Here is a 25,078-nt window from a genome sequence, read left to right on the forward strand (position 1 = left end):
GAGAGTTCATCTCTGGAGCTTTCTCGCCTTCATTCCATACCATCACGTCAAATACGTTACTGGGCACAAGTATTCGATATTCATGGCTCTCAGGCATTTACCCCTCATGGCTTTGCAAAGAATGCACAAACTAAACTGCAAGCTTTAACGCATATGTGGACGAACGGTTGGTCTATCAGTCACACTAGTGCGGTTTTAAACTTTTCTTCCTCTGGCACGCTCGCTGTTTGGCTCAAACAGTACGAAAGAGATGGTTTCCGAGGGCTTGAACGTAGCAGAGGACGACCCACAATGAGTAAACCCCCTTTTATTCAAGACAAGCACGATGATGAGAAAACACTGGAAGAGCTCAAAGAAGAGTTAGCGTACTTGCGAGCAGAGAATGCTGTCCTAAAAAAGTTAGAGGAGCTGGAACAGGAGAAGCATCGTCGAACAAAGAAAAAACGAAAGTCGTTCTAGCTCTTAAAAATCAATACCTACAACAACATCTCTTACATGCCCTTAAGTTAGCAAAAAGTAGCTTCTATTATCATGCGCAGTCGAACAATGCCGCCGATAGCTATCAAGATGAGAAACAGTTGATTGAGAAAATATACCATGACCATAAAGGGAGATATGGCTATCGTCGCATTCACTTAGAGTTAAGGAAACAGGACGTCATGCTTAACCATAAGACAGTTCAACGACTGATGAGGTTACTTGGCTTGAAATCAACGGTCAGACCTAAGCGGTACAGCTCTTACAAAGGAGAAGCTGGGACAACCGCACCAAATGTACTTGAACGGGACTTCAATGCGACGAAGCCTGATGAAAAATGGGTCACGGATGTCACTGAGTTTAAAGTTCAACAGCAGAAGGTATACCTATCACCCATCGTTGATCTGTTTACGCGAGAAGTTGTGGCTTACAAGGTTGCGAAAAATGCGTGTTTACCTCTGGTCACTGACATGCTGACAGAGGCGGTTGCAACCTTAGCCGAAGACGCTAAGCCAATAGTGCATAGCGATCAAGGGTGGCAATATAGGCATAGGAAATATCAGAAAACTCTCGCTGAGCGGGGATTAACTCAAAGTATGTCACGAAAAGGAAACTGCTTGGATAACGCAGTAGCAGAGAACTTCTTTGCCTTGCTGAAAACAGAAATGTACCATAACCAGCACTTTGAAGATGCCGATGACTTAATCGCACATATTGAAGAATACATCGAGTACTACAATACGAAACGCATCAAGGTGAAACTAGAAGGCCTGACTCCGACGGAATATCGAAATCAGGCCTTGCAAGCCGCTTAACAGAAATGTCCAACTTTATGGGGTCACTTCAGTGAAGCTGGCGTTTTTGTTTACATGTAAAAAATGCAGCGAATGCTAACTTTCTTGAGGTTGTAGAAGCACTTTATACTTATCAAGCTGCTCTAGTCGAAGCTTGGAGTTGGCTATGAAAGTTTGCTTCGCTTTCCCTTTTAGTGATTTGGACTCAGGAAGCTTAACCGTCCGAGGGTTCTTGTGTACGCCATTAACCAAGAATTCGTAGTGAAGGTGCGCTCCGGTTACTCTACCAGTGCTGCCCAAAGTGCCAACGGTTTGCCCCTGTTTCACTCTTTGACCCGTTTTCACTCTACGCTTTTTCATGTGTAGGTATTTAGTTATGTAGGTATTACTATGGCGAATAAAGACATAATTACCATTAAACTTGTTATAACCAGACTTCTCAACAATACCGTCCCCAGCTGCCCAGATAGGTGTGCCAACAGGTGCAACATAGTCGGTTCCTCTATGTGCGCGAACTTTGCCCGTCACAGGGTGTAGCCGTCGTGGGTTGAAGTTGGAGCTGACATAACGGAAGTTAATTGGAGAGCGAAGGAAGGCTTTCTTCATTGCGCGCCCGTCTTGATCGTAATAGTTACCCGTTTTTCTGTCACGAATCGCTTTGAATGTATCACCTTGGTTGGTAAAGATGGCGGCAATGATATTACCTCGTCCAATCTTTTCACCTTCGACAACTTTTTCTTCGTAAAGAACCTGAAAGTTATCACCTTTTCGAATATCCAAGGCAAAATCGATATCCCAGCCAAATATCCCAGCCAGCTCCATAATCTGATTTGCATTCAAACCTGCAGTAACGCCAGCATTCCAAAAGTTTGAGGTGATTTCAGCTTCGGCATAATTGTACTGTATATCGACTTCTTTCTTACTCAGCTGGGAAGCATACCCCTCTTCAGAACGCGTAATGCTGAATGTTTCAAAGGCGTTTAGCTGACGATTCAAATGAATCAGCTCATTATTCTCATCAAAGCCAAATTTTAACGTATCTCCAGGGCGCAAACGCGACAGTTGTCGGTTGATATCTTTGTTGCTGCTAATCAAGTTATGCAGAAGCCTAGGAGACAACCCTAGGCGGCTAAATAGGACAGCAGCGCTTTCGCCTGAACGCACTTTATGGGTTTCCCAGCGAATCAGAGAAAGGGTCTTGGGTTCGTAGCTTGGGCTTAAGTTCGCACCATCAATGGGGATTGGATAGGCTTTGCCCACTTCCAAACTTTGAGTCTTGGGTTTGAGCTCATTGGCATCTGGAAGAAGAAACACAGCGATGATGACAATCGCAGAAAAGAAGGCAATCCATACTCGGTGCAACGGAGAAAGACGTGCGAATTTAGACATCGGAATCCATTTATTGGGTTAATGATATAAAAAAGACAATTACTGAGTCTAACTGGTTTCAAAACGGAGCGCTATTCAAGTAAGATGGCGCAATATCAAATTTTTGCCAAATCTGTGGGAGTGAACAAGAATGGCGAGTATTGAAGCAGCACTGGCGGAAATTAAGCGCGGTGTCGAAGAGCTTATTCCAGAAGAAGAATTGATTGAAAAGCTAAAGGAAGGTCGCCCTTTACGTATTAAGCTAGGTGCCGATCCTACTGCACCAGACATCCATCTAGGTCATACCGTTATTTTTAATAAGCTGCGTGTATTTCAGGATTTAGGTCATGAAGTTACGTTCCTTATTGGTGATTTTACTGCAATGGTTGGTGATCCAACTGGCAAAAATAACACTCGCCCACCTCTTAGCCGTGAAGACGTTCTTCGCAACGCAGAAACGTATAAAGAGCAAGTGTTCAAAATTCTTGACCCAGCAAAAACCAAGATCCAGTTTAACTCAGAGTGGTTATCGGAATTGGGTGCTGAAGGTATGATCCGTTTGGCTGCTAATCAAACCGTTGCGCGTATGTTAGAGCGTGATGACTTTAAGAAGCGTTATGCTGGTGGTCAACCTATTGCGATTCACGAATTCATGTACCCATTGCTTCAAGGCTGGGACTCAGTCGCAATGGAAACGGATGTAGAGCTGGGCGGCACAGACCAGAAGTTTAACCTCCTAATGGGGCGTGAACTGCAAAAATCTAACGGTCAAAAACCACAAGCTGTTTTGATGATGCCTTTATTAGTGGGTTTGGACGGTGAGAAGAAAATGTCCAAATCGGCGAATAACTACATTGGTATCAGTGAAGCGCCAAGCGAAATGTTCGGTAAAATCATGTCGATCTCTGATGATTTGATGTGGAGTTACTATGAATTGTTGTCATTCCGCCCATTAGGCGAAGTTGAGCAATTCAAGAATGATATCACAAATGGCAAGAATCCACGTGATATCAAAATATTACTGGCTAAAGAAATCATTGCTCGCTTTCACTCTGAAGCGGATGCTGACGCAGCTGAGCAAGAATTCATTAACCGTTTCCAGAAAGGCGCAATGCCTGAGGAGATGCCTGAATTTGAATTTGATGCTGGATTGCCAATTACAAATCTGCTGAAAGATGCAGGGTTAGTTAACTCAACGTCAGATGCGATGAGAATGATTAAACAAGGCGCAGCCAAAATAGACGGAGAGAAAGTTTCAGACAACAAACTTGTACCTGAAGCTGGCACTGCTGTTTATCAAGTGGGTAAACGCAAATTTGCGCGAGTGACAATTAAGTAAAAATAACTGCTTTGAAAAAGCCCTGATGAATCAGGGCTTTTTTGTATTAAAGGTCATTGGGTGTATAGCTTTTGAATCGAGCAATAAACCAAGTTTCAAATACAAGTAAAGAGATCACGCCATATTGCCAGTGGGTTCCCCACGCAAGCCAATACAAGACCGCACCCATAGATAGCCAGATAACCACTAAAGATTGGATTTTCTCTGCTTTTGTTAACCCTTGCTTGTTCTTTAACCGTCTTGAAATAGGTCCTAAATACTTATTTTGAAGTAACCAGTTTTGAAAATTCTCAGATGTTGCTCCAAAGCAATAAAGCGAGACTAGTAGAAATGGGACGGTGGGAAGTAACGGAAGAAATACCCCGATAAAAGCGAGCACAACCGTAAGCCACCCTAGAGCGATAAGGAAAAGGCGCTTTCCGTTTGAGATTGGCGTATCTGTGTGCACTTTTTCCATGTGAATCCAGTTGGTGTGTATAAAAGCATTGTCTATATGTTGGAAGTATAGACCAATTAATATGTTGATTGTCATTCTAATTTTGATGTTAATGAGAATCAATATCAAAACGGTGTGCTATTGCTCAATTGGTCACTAGGATCTTATTTGGGCGACCAATTGGTTAGCATTTATGTTGATTTTTAAGGAATTAAAGCTCTTTTTATGCCGTTTGAATTTATAAGGGGCATGGTAAAATCCTCGTGCTGCAATCGTGCAGTAGATAGGAGTTTATCATGAGTAATACCGACAATCCTCCCAGTAGTAGAGGAGAAAAATAGCGGCATGATTCTGAAGTGATTCCCCATCGATTTCAAACTTCTATTTATCTCCTTTCCACTGAGAGCAATACTTCCCTTTACAGGTAACGGAATTCCGGAAGTATGTTGGTTGTTCATGAAATTTACTGATTCTTGGCAATAGATATCGCTAATCGGGAGATTCGCAATGACAATCACAAAAGGTAAATTATTTTCTGAAGAAGAAATAAAGGCTGTATTCACAGTATTCGAGCAGTATGACCATGAACATCAGCTTTACCTACTTTCAATTATGCCATTGGGAGAGGCTAAGACTATTCTCATGCAGTACTCAGTAAGGGAAGTTCAGCTGTTTATTAAGCAACTCGAAAAGTGTGGTCATGATTTACGTGCGCGGCAGTACGCAATTGAGCTTGGCTTCACTCACTCTGAAGCTGAAACAGCACAGTGTTATATGTCCACCAATGTGTTTGAGCACTTTAAGCTGCGTGTTGGGTGGATCATCGGATTAGCGCTGCTAGGGATAGTTTCAGGTCTCATTATCGCTCAATATGAGGACACACTAAGCCAGTTAGTGCTATTGGCCATTTATATGCCGGTGATTGCTGCAGCAGGAGGAAATACGGGAACTCAAGCTGCAACACTTGTCATTCGTGCACTCGCGACAGGAGAGATAAGAAAGAGGCAGTGGCTAGAGGTGCTTTGGAAAGAAAGTCGTGTTTCTCTCTTGTTAGCAATGGTTGTCGCGATAGTGATTGTAGCCCGAATCATGCTCTTTAGCGGAAATGTGAATACTTCGGGCTTTGAATTGGAATTGATCGCAATAGCAGTGGCTGTTGCTCTGTTCATTCAAGTGACTATATCCACGACGTTAGGTGGTGTATTGCCCATTGCTGCGCGAGCGTGTCGACTGGACCCCGCAGTTTTAGTGAGTCCAGTGTTGGCTTCTATTGTCGATATCTCAGGAATTTGGATCTATTTTACTGTCGTGAATCATTTTTTAGGCTTGAGTTAACCAAGTCGCGATAAAATTGTTTCTCAAAATTGAAAATAGGGGCGATAACCTTTGGGGCGTCGTCCTTTTTTACTGGGTGATAGTCAGTAACAAATTGGACAAACAGCGATGTTGGTTTGTTTTTTTCATCCAAAACATACCCAGCCATATTATAGCTGCCATACAATGAGCCACTTTTTGCTGTTATCCGACCGGCTATGGGCTTTTTCCTCATGCTTGTGCGATATTTAAGTGTGCCAGATTGTCCAGAAATAGGAAGGAGCTCAATTAAACCCAGCTCTACATTGTGTTTCCAAACGTATTTCAGCACTTTCTCCATATCAGAGCTTGTTAAGCGGTTATTCCGAGACAGCCCTGAGCCATCTTCTAACTGTGTGTGCTCTAAATTGATACCTGCTCGTGTATAAAGAATTTGCTTAATGGCTTCAGTACCATTCGAAAAGCTGCCCGGCTGGTGGTAAAAACGAGCCCCCATCGTTTTGGTTAAGTTGTCAGCAATTAAGTTGTCTGACTTACTCAACATTATCTTGAGTAATTCTGGGAGCGCTTGAGATTGATGCGTAGCAACAATGATCCCTTTTTTTGTTTCACTTTTACTTGAGATAGAACCCGTTACGCTTATGCCATTTTTAGCTAAAATACGCTGAACAATAGCGGATACGTAAAGAGAGGTATCTTGCACTGCAAATTTTAGTGGCAGTGGTTTATCTCTTTCCTGCATACATCCAGATAGGTGGTACTGATTCCCCTCAGAGGTTATCAGCTCTAATTGACATCGTTTGGATTTCACCGCCACCTTATTCAAGCTCAGAGCATCGGTTGTAACACTTATGGGCTGGTGAGATGGAACAAATACCGATGTTGCTTGATTGGATTGTGAAGAAATAGATGCTTGTACACAGTTATTGTCCAGTGTGATCGCGCTGGCAGGAGCACTATAGCAGACGCCTAAAATGTCCCAAGGCCAGCCTACAGCTCGTTCATATCCTCTAAAAGCACTGCTGTCTAGAATGACGTTGTTAACAGCGGTTATACCCTGTTGCGTAAGCTGCTGGGTAAGAGCCGTTAGATGTTCGGTTCTTAACTCAGGATCGCCACTAAAGCGAATAACAAGGTCTTGTTCAACTATTTCAAAATGCGTTTCGAAGCGAAAATCATCGCCTAGTTCTAATTTTGCGGCCAGAGCAGTCAGAATTTTTAAAGTGCTTGCAGGAGGAAAAAACTGTTCGCTGTTTTCTTTTAATGCATAGTCGCCGAAGCTGTTTGACACCAAAAGAGTGTGCCTAGAACCGTATGGGAGTGAATCCACGGGAGCATATGCTAAAGATTGGAAACTGATGAGAAAAAACAGGAATATTAGTGTTCGCATAATATGGGGTCAAAGATGCATATCGGTTTTCAGTGTAGCAAATAATCAGCAAAAAAAAACGTCCACCCTAAGGTGGACGCTCTATCATTCATTTCAGCTAAAAGCGAAATTAGAAGTCGTAACGTAGACCAAGAACCGCTTCGTTTTGACGATCTAGTTTGCTACTAGCGTCAGATTCTTTCAACAAGTTGAAGTTGTAAGATACATATGAACGGAAGTTGTCGTTGAAGAAGTAAGTAGCGTCAACAGCTACGTTATCTTTTTTCACTTTTGATTCTGAGTTTGCTGCGTTTGATTTGTCGTTCAAACGGTTGTAAGTCGTTGTGAATTTAGCTTGGCCCATTGTGTAAGCTGCTGCTAGTTCGTAACCGTCGCGTTTTGAACCATTGTTCGCGCCATCTTCTTGTTTGTCGATGTTAGTGTAAAGACCAGCTACGTAGAATGCATCAAACTCGTAAGATGCACCCAACATGAATTCTTTATCAGACTTGGTCGCAGATTCGTCTTGAGCTGCATAAGCTGCTGTTAGACGTGCGCCAGTGTCACCGATAGAGTAGATACCAGAAAGAGCGTAACCGCTGTTATTGTCTTTCTCGTTTTTATCTGCAGCTGTGTCAGCTGTTGAAGAACCAATAGTGTAGTTAGCACGAGCTTCGAAATCACCGAAAGTACCAGCGTACGCTACAGAGCGATCTGGACGGTCAGCAGCGTTCACTTTTGGTGCAGCAGAGTTACCATGGTAAGCCATGATATCTGTGAAGTCAGTTACCACTTGTAGGGAACCTTTAACAGTACCAAAAGTTACTTCACCGAAGTTGCCGCCAATACCAGCAAACGCGTAACGGTGCTCAATTGTATCTTGAGTAGAACCGTTGTGACCGCTTTCGTTGTATGCCTTGAACTCACCTTCGTAGAAGCCTAGACCGTATAGCTCGTCAGTGATCTGAGTTTTACCTAAGAAGTTTAGACGCACGCGAGACTTGTCTTCTACTTTGTTATCTTTAAGAGAAAGACGAGCTTCAACACGACCACCCATTTCAAGAGTAGCGTTGTCGTTTTTCGCGATTTCAGCAGCAGTAGCGCCAGTGCTAGCAGCCGCAGCTACAGCTAGAGCAATTAGTTTTTTATTCATTGCTTTCTAAGTCCTAGTTTTAGTCCGTAAATATAAGCAGGTAGGTTATTTTCCTGCCCACTTAGGGATGCGAATAACATCATGCAGATATCTGTGTGATTTCATTCGCATTTATAAGGTGAGGAATTTGTACCCTTAAAGTTCAGGTTGCCGTTAGTAAAATGATATAAAATCAAATAATGAACATTGTTTTTTTAGATCTTTAAGGTTCTATTTTCCTTTTAAAACATTATGTTGTGATTTTTTTTGTTTTTTTTCTCATTTAATTTTTTTATATTTTTTTATATGAATTATGTTTAGTTTGCTGGAAATTTATAATTGTGGTGATTAAGTAAGGCTGGAGAAATCCGTCAATTTAAGGTTTTGTGACTCACAACTTTTGAAATACGTGACCTTGCGAAAAAGTTTGATTACACTAATTGAAAAGTGAACCATTTGCCCCGCCTCATACTCGCACCTTGGGTAGGAGAGGGGTTTTGTTGTCTGAAGATTCTGGCAAATACACTAAGTCAGATATCTGTTGAGGTATAAGATGGAAAAAGTTCCAATGACTGCTCGTGGCGAGCAGAAACTACGCGAAGAACTGGAAACGTTGATGAAACGTCGTCCATTGATTTCTGAAGCAATCGCAGAAGCTCGTGAGCTGGGTGATCTAAAAGAGAACGCAGAGTATCATGCGGCTCGTGAAGAGCAGGGCATATGTGAAGCTCAGATTCGTGATATTGAATACAAACTCTCGGTTGCACAAGTTATTGATGTGACCAAGATGGAAAACACTGGCAAAGTGATTTTTGGTACAACGGTGACCTTGGTGGATATTGATACAGACCAAGAGAGCACATACCAAATTGTTGGTGATGATGAAGCAGAGATTAAAGCTGGGAAAATTTCTGTTAGCTCCCCAATTGCCCGTGGTCTAATTGGTAAAGTAGAAGGTGATGAAGTTACCATTACTACGCCTGGTGGCATCAAAGACTACGACATCGCAAAGGTTGAATACTTATAAACAGATTTTTTATTGGACCTTTTATCGAAGGAATAAAAAATCTTGGAATATAAAAAAGGTCGCCAATGCGACCTTTTTTAATTGAAACAACAAGTTGGTGCTTCAAGGGCAATCCGTTATTTACGAGGAATCTCGATTTTTCGTTCCTCAGACTGACGGTACAGAACCAGTACTTTACCAATGGTTTGTACTTTTTCAGCTTTAGTCTCACGTACAATCGCGTCAATAATGAGAACTTTTGTTTCCCTGTCTTCAGAGGCAACTTTTACTTTGATCAGCTCATGATGGTCTAGAGCCAGTTCTATTTCAGCAAGCACGGCTTCGGTCAATCCATTGGCACCCATAAGTACCACAGGTTTTAAACTGTGAGCTAGGCCTTTCAAATACTGCTTTTGTTTGGTGCTTAGGTTCATTGTGCGCCCAATTTTCTTTAATATAAGGGTTGAAAACCGCCATTTTAACGCCATCTATCCCTGAAGACTATAATTTCTACCATACTTATTTGGTGGATGGTCATCCAAGCAATTAGGAATCGAATGAGTAAACAGAAACACTCAGCTAGCTCTGGTCGCTGGTTGAAAGAACATTTCGATGATAAATACGTAAATGAAGCAAAGAAGAAAGGTTATCGTTCACGTGCTATCTTCAAAATTGAAGAAATTCAAGGTAAAGATAAACTATTGAAACCTGGAATGACCGTTGTCGATCTTGGTGCTGCGCCTGGTGGTTGGTCTCAATACGCCGCTAAACACGTAGGACAAGAAGGACAGGTCATAGCTTGTGACATTTTACCTATGGATTCGATCGCTGGCGTTGCCTTTTTGCAAGGTGATTTCCGTGAAGACGCTGTTCTTGAAGCACTTCTAGAGCGAATTCAACCAGATATGGTTGATGTTGTTATGTCAGATATGGCGCCCAATATGGCTGGTAACCTTTCGGTAGACCAACCTAGAGCTATGTATTTGGTGGAACTAGCGTTGGATATGTGTCGACAAGTTCTGGCTCCAAATGGTAGTTTCGTTGTTAAGGTATTTCAGGGCGAAGGCTTTGATCAATACGTTAAAGATGTGCGAGACATGTTTAAGACCGTAAAAATAAGAAAGCCAGACTCTTCGAGAGCTCGCTCAAGAGAAGTCTATATTGTAGCGACTGGTTACAAAGGCTAGCTTACGTTTACAAAGAGCAATTTAACACTATAGCTACAGCGTATAAACTGTAGTACCCTACCTTTAATTACAATTAGTTATCGAGAGGCTGACACCTTGAGTGACATGGCAAAAAATTTAATTTTGTGGCTAGTAATCGCCGTAGTCTTGATGTCGGTTTTCCAGAGCTTTGGCCCTGGGGAAAATAGCGGCAGAACAGTGGATTACACCACATTTGTACAAGAAGTTGGCCAAGGCCAGATTCGAGAAGCTCAATTCAAAGACAGAGAAATCACGTACTACCGTCGTGATAACACTCGCTATGTGACTTACATGCCTGTGTACGACAGTAAGCTGCTTGATGATTTGATTAATAAGAATGTAAAAGTAGTCGGTACTCCGCCAGAAGAGCAGAGTTTACTTGGTACTATCTTTATTTCTTGGTTCCCAATGATTTTATTGATTGGTGTGTGGATTTTCTTCATGCGTCAAATGCAAGGCGGTGGCGGTAAAGGTGCCATGTCTTTCGGTAAGAGCAAAGCTCGTATGATGAGCGAAGAACAAATCAAAACCACTTTTGCTGATGTTGCAGGCTGTGATGAAGCAAAAGAAGATGTTAAAGAATTGGTTGATTACTTACGTGACCCGAGCCGTTTCCAAAAGTTGGGTGGTAAGATCCCTACCGGTGTTTTAATGGTTGGTCCTCCGGGTACGGGTAAAACTTTGCTTGCTAAAGCCATTGCTGGTGAAGCCAAAGTACCGTTCTTTACGATATCAGGTTCAGATTTCGTCGAAATGTTCGTCGGTGTTGGTGCATCCCGTGTGCGTGACATGTTTGAACAAGCGAAGAAAGCCGCGCCTTGTATCATCTTTATTGACGAAATCGATGCTGTAGGTCGCCAACGTGGTGCTGGTGTTGGTGGTGGTCATGATGAGCGTGAACAAACATTGAACCAAATGCTGGTTGAAATGGATGGTTTTGAAGGTAACGAAGGTATCATTGTTATCGCCGCTACTAACCGTCCAGACGTTCTTGACCCTGCATTACTTCGACCTGGTCGTTTTGACCGTCAAGTTGTCGTTGGTTTACCAGATGTACGCGGTCGTGAACAAATTCTTAAAGTTCACATGCGTAAAGTACCGCTGGCTGGTGACGTCGAGCCATCTTTGATTGCTCGTGGTACACCTGGTTTCTCTGGTGCAGACTTAGCGAACCTTGTTAACGAAGCCGCTCTATTCGCAGCTCGTGGAAACAAACGCAACGTATCAATGGTTGAGTTTGAACTTGCTAAAGACAAAATCATGATGGGTGCAGAACGTCGCTCGATGGTTATGTCAGAAGACATTAAAGAATCCACTGCGTATCACGAAGCGGGTCACGCTATTGTTGGTCGTTTGGTTCCAGAGCACGATCCTGTTTACAAAGTGTCTATCATTCCACGTGGTCGTGCGTTGGGTGTCACTATGTATTTACCAGAAAGTGATCGTGTTAGTATGTCTCGTCAGCACCTAGAATCGATGATCTCAAGTTTATATGGTGGTCGTCTAGCCGAAGAGCTTATCTACGGTTCTGATAAAGTATCAACAGGTGCTTCAAACGATATTGAACGTGCAACAGACATTGCTCGTAAAATGGTGACTCAATGGGGGTTCTCGGACAAACTTGGTCCTCTGCTTTATGCAGAAGATGAAGGTGAGGTATTCCTAGGTCGTAGCGTGACTCAAACTAAACATGTTTCTGATGATACGGCAAAACTTATCGATGACGAAGTTCGCAATATTATTGACCGTAACTATGATCGCGCAAAAGTCATTCTTGAAGCGAACATGGATATAATGCATTCAATGAAAGATGCATTGATGAAATATGAAACGATTGACGCCGGACAGATCGACGACCTAATGGAGCGAAAAGAAGACGTTCGTGAACCAGCAGGTTGGGGCGATCAAACTCGCGCTCAAGAAGAGTCAAACAACGAGAAGAAAGCACAGCCTAATAAAGAAGAAAAAGACGAAGAAGAAAAACCTTCAGTCCCTTCTGATGAAAGTGCCGACAAAAACGTTGAGTAAAGAATAGTTAAATACAAACCCCGAGGAAACTCGGGGTTTTTCTGTTTCTAGAGTAGTCATGTTTATACGATCCAATAATAAAGAACTCGATTTAAGCAGCCCCCATATTATGGGGATATTGAACGTAACCCCCGACTCATTTTCAGATGGCGGTCAGTTCAATCGTATTGACGATGCTTTAAACCAAGCGCGTTCAATGATATTGGCAGGCGCTACGATCATTGATATTGGTGGAGAATCAACTCGACCAGGTGCTCCAGACGTTACGCTAGACGAAGAGCTTGAACGTGTTATTCCTGTCATCAAAGCATTAAGAGCAGAATCTGATGTATGGATATCTATTGATACCAGTAAAGCGGAGGTTATGCGACAAGCTACTTCTGCGGGGGCAGATATCATCAACGACGTGAGAGCGCTTCAAGAGCCCGGTGCTTTGCAAGTTGCAGCTCAAGCTAATGTGCCGGTGTGCCTCATGCATATGCAGGGGCAACCTAGAACCATGCAAGAAAACCCCAAATATCAAGATCTCTTGGAAGATGTCGAGGCATTTCTAGCAGAGCGTATTGCTGCTTGTGAAAGTGCAGGGATAGAGCGTGGACAATTGATTTTAGATCCAGGGTTTGGATTCGGTAAAACGATTGAACACAATTACCATTTGTTAGCAAATCTAGAGCAGTTCCATCGCTTTGAATTACCTATCCTCGCTGGAATGTCTCGTAAATCAATGATATTTAAGCTTTTAGGTAAGGAACCGAAAGAATGCCTAATTGGCAGTGTTACATGTGCAAGTATCTCTGCACTGAAAGGTGCTCAGATCATTCGTGTTCACGATGTGGCCGAGACGGTTGAAGCGATAAAAATTATCAATACAATCAGTACAAACCAATAGAAATTATTAGGAAATATTATGTCTAAAAGGCGCTATTTTGGTACGGACGGTGTTCGTGGGAAGGTAGGACAATACCCAATCACTCCCGATTTTGTATTAAAGCTTGGCTGGGCTGCTGGTCGCGTACTTGCAAAGCAAGGGACAAAAAAAGTCATCATCGGTAAAGATACGCGTATTTCTGGTTACATGTTGGAATCTGCGCTTGAAGCAGGTCTTGCAGCAGCAGGGCTACAAGCTACATTTACAGGTCCGATGCCGACACCTGCCGTGGCTTATTTGACTCAAACATTCCGTGCTGAAGCTGGCATTGTTATTTCCGCATCTCACAATCCGTACTACGACAATGGCATCAAATTCTTCTCATCTGAGGGGACAAAATTGCCAGATGACATTGAATTAGCGATTGAAGCTGAGTTAGACAAAGACATTGAATGTGTTGAATCAGCACTGCTCGGTAAAGCATCACGACTCAATGATGCTGCGGGTCGTTACATTGAATTTTGTAAGAGCACATTCCCAAATGAATTGAGCTTAGCTGGGCAAAAGATTGTTGTGGATTGCGCGCATGGTGCAACTTACCACATCGCTCCTAGTGTTTTTAAAGAGCTCGGCGCAGAAGTTATCGCAATGGGTATCGAACCCAACGGCACTAACATCAACGATGAAGTGGGTGCGACAGATGTTCGTGCGTTGCAAAAACGAGTGATTGAGGAGCAGGCAAATCTTGGCTTGGCTTTTGATGGCGATGGTGATCGTATCATCATGGTTGATGAGCTTGGAAACAAGATTGATGGCGATCAGATTGCTTACATCATTGCACGTGATGCACTCCGTCGCGGTGAGCTAAAAGGTGGCGTAGTTGGCACGTTGATGACGAATCTTGGTATGGAAAATGGTCTCAAGCAACTGGGTATTCCATTTGTGCGAGCAGCAGTTGGTGACCGCTATGTAATGGAGCAACTACTAGCCAAAGGCTGGAAAATCGGTGCAGAAAACTCTGGGCATGTGATCTTGTTGGACAAAGTGACGACAGGTGATGCAATCGTCGCAGCATTGCAAGTGTTGGCATCAGTTGTTGATAGTGAAATGACTTTGAATGAGCTTTCTCAAGGGATGACGTTATATCCTCAAGTATTAGAGAATGTTCGATTTAGTGGAGAATCAAATCCTCTTGAAGCTCAGGCTGTAAAAGATGCAGTGATTGCGGTTGAGTCCAAATTGGGTGAAAAAGGTCGAGTGCTTTTGAGAAAGTCCGGTACAGAACCTCTTCTTCGTGTCATGGTTGAGGGCGAAGATGCCGAACTTGTACAGAAATCGGCACTAGAGATAGCAGAAGCGGTAAAAGCGAGCTGTTGATCTAAACGATATACAAGCCAAAGTTTTGCTTTGGCTTTATGACTCTAAATTAGGTTTGTGTTTTTGGTTAAGCTTCTTTTTTTAGCGCTTTGCTAATATTTTGACCACTTAAGCCCTAAGCTTTACAATTTAGTGAATTTTTACTTGTCAGCGTAAAAGGCATTCGATAGTATTGCTCCGCCTTCGAAAGGGAGGTGCGCTAGCTTTGTCTCTGTGCTTATTCAGTACGACGGCGCTGGCTCAACAATTTGGAACATAGGTGGAAGAATGTTTACAGTTCTACTTGTGATTTACCTGTTGGCAGCGGTTGGTGTTATTGGCCTAGTGTTGATTCAACAAGGTAAAGGCGCAGACATGGGAGCTTCGTTCGGAGCTGGCGGTTCAAACACAGTGTTTGGCGCGAGTGGCTCAGGAAATTTCCTAACCCGAACAACTGCAGTTTTTGCGGTAGTATTTTTTATCGTTAGTTTGGTTCTAGGTCGCATGTCTACAAACAGCGGCGAAACAGAAAGTATTCTAGCGAACCCTAGCCAGGCTGCATCATCTATTGAGCAACCGGCTGATGTAACGAGTGAAATTCCTGCCGAAAGTGGCGACGAAATTCCTCAATAAAGAATTTATGCCGAGATGGTGAAATTGGTAGACACGCTAGCATGAGGTGCTAGTGCCTTTGGTGTGAGGGTTCGAGTCCCTCTCTCGGCACCATAAGTTCTGCAAACTTGTAAATTACTGCCTTGGGCGTATAATGCTCAGCAGTCGGACGCGGGGTGGAGCAGCTTGGTAGCTCGTCGGGCTCATAACCCGAAGGTCGTCGGTTCAAATCCGGCCCCCGCAACCAATTTCTAGCAAGTGATGTTGCTAAAGTTGGATGCAAGTTTGAGCGGTTTTACCTAACCGCAAGCTGAACAAAATAATGTTCAGCTATATCAGGGTCCAGCAACAAAAACCCCGACTAATCGGGGTTTTTTGTTATTTGTATTTTGTACTGTGCAAAATATGAGTAATGCTCGGCTATTTGATAGGGCTATTAGCCCTTTTTTTGTTTCTAGAGTGGTTATCTAAGGGTGATTTCATGACGGGTTTGGAAAGACAACTGACAGAAATGCTGGACGCGCCAGTGGCAGCATCTGGTTATGAGTTAGTTGGATTGGAGTTCATCCGTGCTGGTGAGCATTCAACATTGCGTATTTATATTGATCACGAGAACGGCATCAATGTAGATGACTGTGCAGAGGTAAGTCATCAGGTTAGCGCAGTGCTCGATGTTGAAGATCCTATTTCTGTCGCTTACAACCTTGAAGTATCTTCACCAGGTTTAGAAAGACCACTTTTTAAAGCAGAACACTATCAGCAATTTATAGGTCACGAGGTCAGCCTTGTCTTGAAAATGGCTATGGGCAACCGTCGTAAGTGGAAAGGTGTGATCGAAAGCATTGAAGGCGAAACGATCACAATCACAGTGGACAATGCGAAAGAAGAGTTTGCACTAAGCAACATTTCCAAAGCTAACCTGATCCCTAAGTTTTAAGTCTTAAGAGGCTAGAGAATGAACAGAGAAATTTTAGCGGTAGTAGAAGCTGTTTCTAATGAGAAAGCGGTTCCTCGTGAGCGTATTTTTGAAGCTCTAGAAATCGCATTAGCTACGGCAACTAAGAAGAAATACGAGATTGAAATTGATGTTCGTGTTGCGATTGATCGCAAGACGGGTAATTTCGACACTTACCGCCGTTGGTTGGTTGTGGAAGAAGTAGAAAGCCCAACTAAAGAAATTTCACTGGAAGCAGCACAGTACGATGACGAAGAAATGGAACTGGGTAGCTTTGTAGAAGATGATATTGAGTCAGTAACATTCGACCGTATTACCACTCAAACCGCCAAGCAAGTTATTGTACAGAAAGTACGTGAAGCTGAACGTGCACAAATCGTTGAGCAGTTCATTGATAACGAAGGTGACCTAATCACTGGTGCGGTTAAAAAAGTAAACCGTGAAACAGTTGTTCTTGACTTAGGTAATAATGCTGAAGCCGTCATTTTACGTGACGACCAACTTCCTCGTGAAAATTTCCGTCCAGGTGACCGCGTTCGTGGTCTACTGTACAAAGTTGCTCCTGAAGCGCGTGGTTTCCAACTGTTTGTCACTCGCTCTAAGCCTGAAATGCTATCTGAACTCTTCCGAGTGGAAGTGCCAGAGATTGCTGAAGAGCTAATTGAACTGAAAGGTGCAGCTCGCGATCCAGGTTCACGTGCAAAAATTGCAGTGAAAACAAACGACAGACGTATTGACCCGGTTGGTGCTTGTGTAGGTATGCGTGGTGCACGTGTACAAGCAGTATCAGGTGAGTTAGGTGGTGAGCGCATCGACATCGTTCTTTGGGACGATAACCCTGCTCAGTTTGTTATCAACGCAATGGCGCCAGCAGATGTAGCTTCCATCATCGTAGATGAAGATGCACACGCAATGGATATTGCAGTTGAAGCCGATAACTTGGCTCAAGCCATCGGTCGTAACGGTCAAAACGTACGTTTAGCATCTCAACTATCTGGTTGGGAACTGAACGTAATGACAGTAGAAGACCTAGAGAAGAAGCACCAAGAAGAATCTGGTGCGGCTATCGAGAACTTTATGAAGTACCTCGATATCGAACAAGATTTTGCAGAAATGCTCGTTGAAGAAGGTTTCTCAACGCTAGAAGAAGTGGCTTATGTCCCAGTGAATGAACTTCTAGAAGTTGATGGACTAAACGAAGAGCTTGTAGAAGAATTGCGCCAACGTGCAAAAGATGCCCTAACTACGATCGCCTTGGCGAAAGAAGAGTCATTCGATGGTCTTGAGCCAGCGGAAGACCTACTTGCATTAGAAGGTTTAGAGCGCGAAATGGCTTTTAAACTTGCAGCGAAAGGTGTCGTAACACTTGAAGACTTAGCCGACCAGGGTACTGATGAGCTTGAAGGCATTGAAGACCTAACGGAAGAGCGTGCTGGTGAGCTAATTATGGCTGCACGTAACATCTGTTGGTTTGGCGACGAAGAATAAATTCAGCAAGGAGGAAGTGGCATGACAGAATTAACGGTTAAAGCACTGAGTGATGAGATTGGTACGCCAGTTGACCGCTTGATTGAGCAACTTGCTGATGCTGGAATGAAAAAAACGGGCGTAGACACCGTTTCCGACGATGAGAAGCAAAAGCTTCTTACTCATTTGAAAAAAGAGCATGGTGATACCTCAGGAGATTCTGAGCCAACTCGCTTAACTCTCCAGCGTAAAACTCGCAGCACTCTAAGTGTGAATGCGGGTGGCGGTAAGAGTAAAAATGTTCAAGTAGAGGTGCGCAAAAAGCGCACGTACGTAAAACGCAGTGCAATCGATGAAGAAGCCAAGCGAGAAGCTGAGGAAGCAGCTAAACGTGAAGCTGAAGAGCTAGCGAAGCGTGAAGCGGAAGAGCTAGCTAAACGTGAAGCTGCAGAGAAAGCACAACGCGAAGCGGATGAAAAAGCAAAACGAGAAGCTGAGGAAGCAGCTAAACGTGACGCTGAAGATAAAGCAAAGCGCGTACAAGCTGATAAGGCTAAGAAAGACATGAACACAAAGAGTGCGGAAGTAAGTTCGCAAGCAAAAAAAGAAGCTGATGAGCTAAAACGCCGTCAGGAAGAAGAAGCGCAACGTAAAGCAGAAACTGAAGCGGCGAAGCTAGTTGAAGAAGCTCGCAAATTGGCTGAAGAAAATGCAGCACGTTGGTCTGAAGCAGAGAAGAAAGAAAAAAAGGTGATGGAAGAAGGCGACTATCACGTTACAACTTCTACTTTTGCTCGTGAAGCAGAAGATGCAGCTGACCAAAGCGAAGAGAAGGCCCCTCGTCGTCGTAAGAAGAAGTCTTCTGCGAACAATGATGACAAAGGCGGCAACAATCGTAATGGCAACCGTAACCAACGTGGTCGCGGCGGTAGGAAAGGCAAACTTGCTAAACCTACTTCAATGCAGCATGGCTTCGATAAGAGTGCATCAGTTGCGAAATCCGACGTTGTAGTTGGTGAGACAATTGTTCTTTCTGAGCTGGCAAACAAAATGTCAGTTAAAGCGACTGAAGTCATTAAAGTGATGATGAAGATGGGTGCTATGGCAACCATCAACCAGGTAATTGACCAAGAAACTGCTCAGCTTGTTGCTGAGGAAATGGGTCACAAAGTTATCCTGCGTAAAGAAAATGAATTGGAAGAAGCAGTACTGTCTGATCGTGATAACAGTGCTGAATCTGTGCCTCGTGCTCCAGTGGTTACTATCATGGGTCACGTTGACCACGGTAAAACATCTACACTGGATTACATCCGTAAAGCACACGTTGCTTCAGGTGAAGCGGGTGGTATTACCCAGCACATTGGTGCTTACCACGTAGAAACTGACAACGGTATGATCACCTTCTTGGATACTCCAGGACACGCAGCGTTTACGGCTATGCGTGCACGTGGTGCTCAGGCAACAGATATTGTTGTTCTTGTTGTAGCAGCAGACGATGGTGTAATGCCTCAAACTATCGAAGCAATCCAGCACGCTAAAGCGGCAGGTGTACCTTTGATTGTTGCTGTAAACAAGATCGATAAAGAAGATGCAAACCCAGATAACGTTAAAAACGAACTGGCTCAATACGATGTTATTCCTGAAGAGTGGGGCGGTGAGAACATGTTTGTTCACATCTCTGCAAAACAAGGTACTAACATTGAAGGTCTTCTTGAGACGATTCTTCTTCAGTCTGAAGTTCTCGAACTAACAGCTGTTGAAGAAGGCATGGCGTCTGGTGTGGTTGTAGAATCTCGCCTAGATAAAGGTCGTGGTCCTGTTGCAACTGTACTGGTTCAATCGGGCACATTGAACAAAGGTGATATCGTTCTTTGTGGTCAAGAGTACGGTCGAGTTCGTGCAATGCGCGACGAGAATGGACACGAAATTACGACTGCCGGTCCTTCTATTCCTGTTGAAATTCTAGGCCTGTCTGGCGTTCCTGCTTCTGGTGACGAAGCAACAGTTGTACGTGATGAGCGTAAAGCGCGTGAAGTAGCGAACTACCGTCAAGGTAAATTCCGTGAAGTGAAACTTGCTCGCCAGCAGAAAGCGAAACTAGAAAACATGTTTGCGAACATGTCTGCTGGTGAAGTTGCTGAGCTTAACGTTGTGCTTAAAGCTGACGTACAGGGTTCTGTTGAAGCTATCGCTGATTCACTACGTAAACTGTCTACAGAAGAAGTTAAGGTGAACATCGTTGGTTCTGGTGTTGGTGGTATCACTGAAACTGATGCAGTACTAGCAGCGGCTTCTAATGCAATCATTCTAGGCTTTAACGTACGTGCTGATGCTTCTGCTCGCCGCACTGTTGAAACAGAAAACCTAGACCTTCGTTACTACTCAATCATTTACCAATTGATTGATGAAGTTAAACAGGCTATGGGCGGTATGCTTGCTCCTGAATTTAAGCAAGAGATCATTGGTCTTGCTGAAGTACGTGACGTATTTAAGTCACCGAAACTAGGTGCAATCGCTGGTTGTATGGTGACTGAAGGTCTTATTAAGCGTAATAACCCAATCCGCGTTCTTCGTGAAAACGTTGTTATCTATGAAGGTGAGCTAGAATCTCTACGCCGCTTCAAAGACGATGTTCAAGAAGTTAAGAACGGTTACGAATGTGGTATCGGTGTTAAGAACTACAACGATGTTCGCGTAGGCGACCAAATCGAAGTATTCGAAATCGTTGAAGTGAAGCGTACTCTAGACTAATAGACAAAATTGCCTTGTTTATTTAGATAAACGGCAAAGGTTGTTGAATACACCATGGGGGGCGTTTGCCCCCCATTCTTTCTATAGTGAGAAAAGAAATGTCAAAAGAATTTAGCCGCACGCAGCGCGTGTCGCAGCAACTACAAAAAGAGTTAGCGCTTATTCTTCAGCGTGAAGTTCGTGACTCTCGCATCGGAATGGTGACGATTTCGGATGTCGAGGTCTCTCGTGATCTCGCCTATGCAAAAGTATTTGTTACTTTCCTATGTGTAGGTGAGCAAACGCCTGAGGCTAGCCTTGCTGCATTGAAAGAGCATGAAGTTCAGATTCGAATGATGCTTGGTAAGCGTATTCGCTTACGTTTGACTCCTGAAGTTCGATTCACCTATGACAATACGCTTGTTGAAGGTATGCGTATGTCTAACTTAGTGAGTGATGTTGTTAGCAAAGACCAGCAGAAGAAACAAGATGCAGGTCGAGGAGACGACGAGTAATGGGGCGCCGTCGTAAAGGTCGTCCGGTTAATGGCGTCGTGCTACTTGATAAGCCAACGGGTATTTCCTCCAACGATGCATTACAGAAAGTAAAGCGCATTTATTTCGCTGAAAAAGCGGGTCATACTGGTGCTTTAGATCCATTAGCAACAGGCATGTTACCTATCTGTTTGGGTGAAGCGACTAAGTTTTCTCAGTTTCTTCTCGATTCAGATAAGCGCTATGTTGTCATCGCTAAGCTTGGCGAGCGTACTAATACATCAGACTCTGATGGCGAAGTGGTTGAAACTCGTGATGTGAACGTAACGAAAGAACAACTCTTAGAATGTATTGAGAAGTTCAAAGGTACAACGGATCAAATCCCTTCTATGTTTTCTGCCTTGAAGTATCAAGGTCGTCCACTTTACGAATATGCGCGCGAAGGTATTGAAGTTCCGCGTGAATCTCGCAAGATCACTGTTTATTCTATTCAACTACTTCGCTTTGAAGGTGATGAAGTTGAAATGGAGATCCACTGTTCAAAGGGCACCTACATCCGCACGATCACTGACGATTTAGGTGAGATGCTGGGCTGTGGTGCACATGTTACTTACCTTCGTCGTACCGGGGTTGCTAATTACCCATACGATCGTATGGTCACTTTAGAACAGCTGAATGAGCTGCTAGAACATGCTAATGATCAGGGTTTACCTCCTAAAGACTTACTAGATGCTTTGTTGCTTCCAATGGATACAGCGGTTGAGGATTTGCCTGAAGTTAATTTAAATGCTGAATTGACTGATATGGTTCAACATGGGCAACCTGTGCAAGTCTCTGGTGCACCAGTTGAAGGTACTGTAAGAATGACGAGTGGCGATGAGAAGCTCTTTATTGGCGTCGGTGAAATTGATGATAACGGTAAAGTTGCTCCAAAACGTCTAGTTGTTTTTCGTGACGAAGAACATTCTGCGTGAGCGAAATGTAATCGAGAAAGGTCAATAAACACTAGGGTCTGTTGATCTTTCGAGATGATTTTTGCAGCAATTTGTGGGTGGTTTATACAAGGCAGAGCTTATTCGGTGTAGTCGCTCTACATCAATAGGCGATAACGCAGTAGAAATAAGCCACAAATGCTGCCCGAAGGGTTCGCTTCTATGCATTTTACTCTTTGTTGCAAGGTATTTGCTTAGAATAGCTAGGCTACACACCTTGCGCCGCGATTAAAAGGCATATAACTCGAACAAAATTTAACCGCGAAAGCTCAACAGACCCTAAAGTAAACCGAGGTATTTCTGCGTAGTTTAGAGTGTTTCGGTTTTGTTTTTAGAGTGCTTGTGTTTACTCATTACACCCCGTATAATTCGCGCTTCGCGTGTCGGCTGAATCAGAGATTGGCTGGCACAGTTTTATACTTAACTCTTATTAGGAGAGAAATATGTCTCTGAATGCAGAAACTAAAGCAGCAATCGTTGCTGATTACGCACAATCTGAAGGCGACACAGGTTCACCAGAAGTACAAGTAGCTCTACTGACTGCTTCTATCAACCACCTACAAGGTCACTTCAAATCGCATAAGCAAGACCACCACAGCCGTCGCGGTCTGCTACGTATGGTTTCTCGTCGTCGTAAGCTTCTAGACTACCTTAAAGGTAAAAACCTAGAGCGTTACCAAGACCTAATCAAACGTCTAGGCCTACGTCGCTAAGATCAGTTTGTTTGAAAAAGGAGCTTCGGCTCCTTTTTTTACGCCTATTGTTTGGGTATAAGACATTTCCGATTAAGTAGTTTATACTACTGCGGATTTGGCTTTTGCCAGTCACACAAAGCAGCTTTACAGTCACCGATGTCGACCATAAAGGTCGCGACTAATGAAAGGAATCTTCCTTAGGTTACTTTCATTAGTCGCGATTGGTAAGGCGCTGTTGTGTTTAATCTAAGACAACATCTTTGAAATTTTCAAAGTTAAGGAAATTACGTGAATCCAATCGTAAAAACGTTTCAGTACGGCAACCACACCGTAACTATTGAAACAGGTGTAGTAGCGCGTCAAGCGACTGCAGCTGTTATGGTTAACATGGATGATACAGCAGTATTCGTATCTGTTGTTGGTAAAAAAGAAGCGGTAGAAGGTCAAGACTTCTTCCCTCTAACAGTAAACTACCAAGAGCGTACATACGCAGCGGGTAAAATCCCAGGTGGTTTCTTCAAGCGTGAAGGTCGTCCTTCTGAAGGTGAAACGCTAACGGCTCGTCTAATCGACCGTCCTATTCGCCCTCTATTCCCAGATGCGTTCAAAAACGAAGTTCAGGTTATTGCGACAGTAATGTCTGTAAACCCAGACGTTCAACCAGATATGGTAACTATGATCGGTACTTCAGCCGCTCTTGCTATCTCAGGTATTCCGTTTAACGGTCCTATCGGTGCTGCACGTGTTGGTCATATCGATGGCCAATTGGTATTGAACCCAAGCAACACTGAGCTGGAAAACTCTAAGCTTGATCTAGTTGTTGCAGGTACTGACAACGCCGTACTTATGGTTGAATCTGAGGCTGACAACCTAACTGAAGAAGAAATGCTTTCTGCAGTTGTGTTCGGTCACGATCAACAGCAAGTTGTTATCAATGCGATTAAAGAGTTTGCTGCTGAAGTGGCTACTCCAGCATGGGAGTGGGAAGCACCTGCAGTAAACACAGAGCTTAAAGCTCGCGTTGCTGAACTAGCAGAAGCTCGCCTATCAGAAGCCTACCAAATCACCGAAAAAATGGCTCGCTACGAGCAAGTTGGCATCATTAAGAGCGAAGTTGTTGAAACATTGCTTGGACAGGATGAAGAACTGGATGAGCGTGAAATCCGTGGCATGCTTGGTTCTCTAGAGAAGAATGTTGTACGTGGTCGTATCATCGCTGGTAACCCACGTATTGATGGTCGTGAGAAAGACATGGTTCGTGCACTGGATGTGCGTACTGGTATCCTTCCACGTACACACGGTTCTTCACTGTTTACTCGTGGTGAAACTCAGGCGATCGTTACTGCGACATTAGGTACACAGCGTGATGCTCAAATCATTGATGAGCTTACAGGTGAGCGTAAAGATCACTTCTTGCTACACTACAACTTCCCTCCTTACTGTGTAGGTGAAACAGGTTTTGTTGGTTCTCCTAAGCGTCGTGAAATCGGCCACGGTAAACTGGCTAAACGCGGTATTGCTGCAGTAATGCCTTCGGTAGAAGAATTCCCATACACAGTACGTGTAGTATCTGAAATCACTGAGTCAAACGGTTCGTCTTCAATGGCGTCTGTATGTGGTACATCTCTTGCGCTTATGGATGCGGGTGTTCCAATTAAGGCTTCTGTTGCGGGTATCGCAATGGGTCTTGTGAAAGAAGGTGACGATTTCGTTGTTCTTTCTGACATTCTTGGCGATGAAGATCACCTAGGTGACATGGACTTTAAAGTAGCAGGTACTAATGAAGGTATCACTGCGCTTCAAATGGACATCAAGATCGAAGGTATCACAAAAGAGATCATGCAAATCGCGCTTAACCAAGCACAAGGCGCGCGTAAGCACATCTTGTCTGTAATGGACGAAGCGATTTCTGGTGCTCGTGATGATATTTCTGAGTTTGCTCCTCGTATTCACACGATGAAGATCAGCTCTGATAAGATCAAAGACGTTATCGGTAAAGGTGGTGCAGTTATCCGTGCTCTAACTGAAGAAACGGGTACAACTATCGAAATCGAAGATGATGGCACAATCAAGATCGCTGCGACCGAAGGTACTGCTGCGAAAGAAGCGATTCGCCGTATCGAAGAAATTACAGCTGAAGTTGAAGTAGGTACTATCTACACTGGTAAAGTAACTCGCATCGTTGATTTTGGTGCATTCGTTGCCGTACTGGGTGGTAAAGAAGGCTTGGTACACATTTCTCAAATCGCCGATAAGCGCATCGAGAAAGTGGCTGACCACCTATCAGAAGGTCAAGAAGTTCAAGTTAAAGTTCTTGAAATTGACCGTCAGAACCGTATTCGTCTAAGTATGAAAGAAGCGGTTGAAAAGACTGAAGAAGCAGCATCAAATGAGCAGCCAAGCGCGGAATAACGTGTGAGGCATACGCATTTGAGATA

21 protein-coding genes, 2 tRNA genes and 1 pseudogene are annotated in these 25,078 nt (G+C 43.7%); 19 read left to right on the forward strand and 5 right to left on the reverse strand.

All coding sequences use genetic code 11. The features are described from left to right. Both VPNCDNU1_RS16940 and VPNCDNU1_RS16945 read left to right on the forward strand, forming a co-directional pair. On the forward strand, positions 1-459 hold a 459-nt coding region (locus VPNCDNU1_RS16940), incomplete at its 5' end, for a helix-turn-helix domain-containing protein (protein WP_104401407.1). Further along, positions 429-1,292, forward strand: a pseudogene (locus VPNCDNU1_RS16945) (IS3 family transposase); the annotation flags it as partial. The gene VPNCDNU1_RS16940 and the pseudogene VPNCDNU1_RS16945, both read left to right, overlap by 31 nt. A 75-nt stretch (positions 1,293-1,367) precedes the next feature. On the opposite strand, the gene VPNCDNU1_RS16950 reads toward VPNCDNU1_RS16945, so the two are convergent. Next, a complete protein-coding gene (locus tag VPNCDNU1_RS16950) occupies positions 1,368-2,660 on the reverse strand; it encodes a peptidoglycan DD-metalloendopeptidase family protein (protein WP_104401409.1) in 1,293 nt (430 codons plus the stop codon). A gap of 130 nt (positions 2,661-2,790) precedes the next feature. Between VPNCDNU1_RS16950 and tyrS the strand changes: the two genes are divergently transcribed. Continuing rightward, positions 2,791-3,978, forward strand: coding sequence for a tyrosine--tRNA ligase (gene tyrS / locus VPNCDNU1_RS16955; RefSeq protein WP_104401410.1), 1,188 nt, complete (start codon positions 2,791-2,793; stop codon positions 3,976-3,978). A gap of 46 nt (positions 3,979-4,024) precedes the next feature. Here the strand turns inward: tyrS and VPNCDNU1_RS16960 are convergent, their stop codons facing one another. After that, entirely contained in the window at positions 4,025-4,435 is a 411-nt protein-coding gene (locus VPNCDNU1_RS16960) for a YbaN family protein (protein ID WP_104401411.1), read from the reverse strand. 486 nt (positions 4,436-4,921) lie between these two features. On the opposite strand from VPNCDNU1_RS16960, the gene VPNCDNU1_RS16965 reads away from it, so the two are divergent. After that, entirely contained in the window at positions 4,922-5,749 is an 828-nt protein-coding gene (locus tag VPNCDNU1_RS16965) for a magnesium transporter (protein ID WP_104401412.1), read from the forward strand. On the opposite strand, the gene dacB is transcribed toward VPNCDNU1_RS16965, so the two are convergent. After that, the gene (dacB, locus tag VPNCDNU1_RS16970) at positions 5,715-7,118 is read right to left on the reverse strand and encodes a serine-type D-Ala-D-Ala carboxypeptidase (RefSeq protein ID WP_104401413.1); all 1,404 of its coding nucleotides are present in this window, start codon (positions 7,116-7,118) and stop codon (positions 5,715-5,717) included. The two genes, VPNCDNU1_RS16965 and dacB, sit on opposite strands and share 35 nt — an antisense overlap. 109 nt (positions 7,119-7,227) lie before the next feature. Continuing rightward, positions 7,228-8,250 (reverse strand): porin, encoded by a 1,023-nt coding sequence (locus VPNCDNU1_RS16975; RefSeq protein ID WP_104401414.1) that lies wholly within the window; start codon positions 8,248-8,250, stop codon positions 7,228-7,230. A 532-nt stretch (positions 8,251-8,782) separates the two neighbouring features. Between VPNCDNU1_RS16975 and greA the strand changes: the two genes are divergently transcribed. Beyond that, complete coding sequence (greA, locus tag VPNCDNU1_RS16980; RefSeq protein ID WP_101113250.1) at positions 8,783-9,256, forward strand: transcription elongation factor GreA; 474 nt, start codon at positions 8,783-8,785, stop codon at positions 9,254-9,256. Between the two features lie 116 nt (positions 9,257-9,372). Here the strand turns inward: greA and yhbY are convergent, their stop codons facing one another. Beyond that, positions 9,373-9,669, reverse strand: coding sequence for a ribosome assembly RNA-binding protein YhbY (gene yhbY / locus VPNCDNU1_RS16985; protein WP_101113426.1), 297 nt, complete (start codon positions 9,667-9,669; stop codon positions 9,373-9,375). 123 nt (positions 9,670-9,792) lie between these two features. On the opposite strand from yhbY, the gene rlmE reads away from it, so the two are divergent. The 14 genes from rlmE (at position 9,793) to pnp (ending at position 25,052) form a co-directional block, all read left to right on the forward strand. After that, positions 9,793-10,422 carry a 23S rRNA (uridine(2552)-2'-O)-methyltransferase RlmE gene (rlmE, locus tag VPNCDNU1_RS16990; RefSeq protein WP_104401415.1) on the forward strand — a complete coding sequence of 210 codons (630 nt, stop codon included), beginning with the start codon at positions 9,793-9,795 and terminating at the stop codon, positions 10,420-10,422. Between the two features lie 105 nt (positions 10,423-10,527). Continuing rightward, positions 10,528-12,471 carry an ATP-dependent zinc metalloprotease FtsH gene (gene ftsH / locus VPNCDNU1_RS16995; protein WP_104401416.1) on the forward strand — a complete coding sequence of 648 codons (1,944 nt, stop codon included), beginning with the start codon at positions 10,528-10,530 and terminating at the stop codon, positions 12,469-12,471. 58 nt (positions 12,472-12,529) lie between these two features. Next, on the forward strand, positions 12,530-13,360 hold the full coding sequence (gene folP, locus VPNCDNU1_RS17000; protein ID WP_104401417.1) for a dihydropteroate synthase: 831 nt from the start codon (positions 12,530-12,532) through the stop codon (positions 13,358-13,360). A gap of 15 nt (positions 13,361-13,375) precedes the next feature. Continuing rightward, the gene (glmM, locus tag VPNCDNU1_RS17005; RefSeq protein WP_104401418.1) at positions 13,376-14,716 is read left to right on the forward strand and encodes a phosphoglucosamine mutase; all 1,341 of its coding nucleotides are present in this window, start codon (positions 13,376-13,378) and stop codon (positions 14,714-14,716) included. A gap of 267 nt (positions 14,717-14,983) precedes the next feature. Further along, on the forward strand, positions 14,984-15,328 hold the full coding sequence (gene secG, locus VPNCDNU1_RS17010; protein ID WP_104401419.1) for a preprotein translocase subunit SecG: 345 nt from the start codon (positions 14,984-14,986) through the stop codon (positions 15,326-15,328). A 9-nt stretch (positions 15,329-15,337) separates the two neighbouring features. Beyond that, a tRNA-Leu gene (locus tag VPNCDNU1_RS17015) sits at positions 15,338-15,421 on the forward strand. Between the two features lie 56 nt (positions 15,422-15,477). Next, positions 15,478-15,554 (forward strand) — tRNA-Met (locus VPNCDNU1_RS17020). 234 nt (positions 15,555-15,788) lie between these two features. Next, on the forward strand, positions 15,789-16,244 hold the full coding sequence (gene rimP, locus VPNCDNU1_RS17025; RefSeq protein ID WP_104401420.1) for a ribosome maturation factor RimP: 456 nt from the start codon (positions 15,789-15,791) through the stop codon (positions 16,242-16,244). Positions 16,245-16,262: 18 nt separating this feature from the next. Continuing rightward, positions 16,263-17,750, forward strand: coding sequence for a transcription termination factor NusA (nusA, locus tag VPNCDNU1_RS17030; protein ID WP_104401421.1), 1,488 nt, complete (start codon positions 16,263-16,265; stop codon positions 17,748-17,750). 21 nt (positions 17,751-17,771) lie between these two features. After that, positions 17,772-20,480, forward strand: coding sequence for a translation initiation factor IF-2 (infB, locus tag VPNCDNU1_RS17035; RefSeq protein WP_101113243.1), 2,709 nt, complete (start codon positions 17,772-17,774; stop codon positions 20,478-20,480). Between the two features lie 98 nt (positions 20,481-20,578). Continuing rightward, the gene (rbfA, locus tag VPNCDNU1_RS17040) at positions 20,579-20,974 is read left to right on the forward strand and encodes a 30S ribosome-binding factor RbfA (protein WP_104401422.1); all 396 of its coding nucleotides are present in this window, start codon (positions 20,579-20,581) and stop codon (positions 20,972-20,974) included. Next, the gene (truB, locus tag VPNCDNU1_RS17045; protein ID WP_104401423.1) at positions 20,974-21,927 is read left to right on the forward strand and encodes a tRNA pseudouridine(55) synthase TruB; all 954 of its coding nucleotides are present in this window, start codon (positions 20,974-20,976) and stop codon (positions 21,925-21,927) included. Before rbfA ends, truB begins: the two co-directional genes overlap by 1 nt. A gap of 461 nt (positions 21,928-22,388) precedes the next feature. Next, positions 22,389-22,658 carry a 30S ribosomal protein S15 gene (rpsO, locus tag VPNCDNU1_RS17055; protein WP_101113239.1) on the forward strand — a complete coding sequence of 90 codons (270 nt, stop codon included), beginning with the start codon at positions 22,389-22,391 and terminating at the stop codon, positions 22,656-22,658. Positions 22,659-22,928: 270 nt separating this feature from the next. Then, positions 22,929-25,052 (forward strand): polyribonucleotide nucleotidyltransferase, encoded by a 2,124-nt coding sequence (pnp, locus tag VPNCDNU1_RS17060; protein ID WP_104401425.1) that lies wholly within the window; start codon positions 22,929-22,931, stop codon positions 25,050-25,052. Positions 25,053-25,078 lie beyond the last annotated feature (26 nt).

This window comes from Vibrio penaeicida (assembly GCF_002933855.1).
GTDB lineage: Bacteria > Pseudomonadota > Gammaproteobacteria > Enterobacterales > Vibrionaceae > Vibrio > Vibrio penaeicida_A.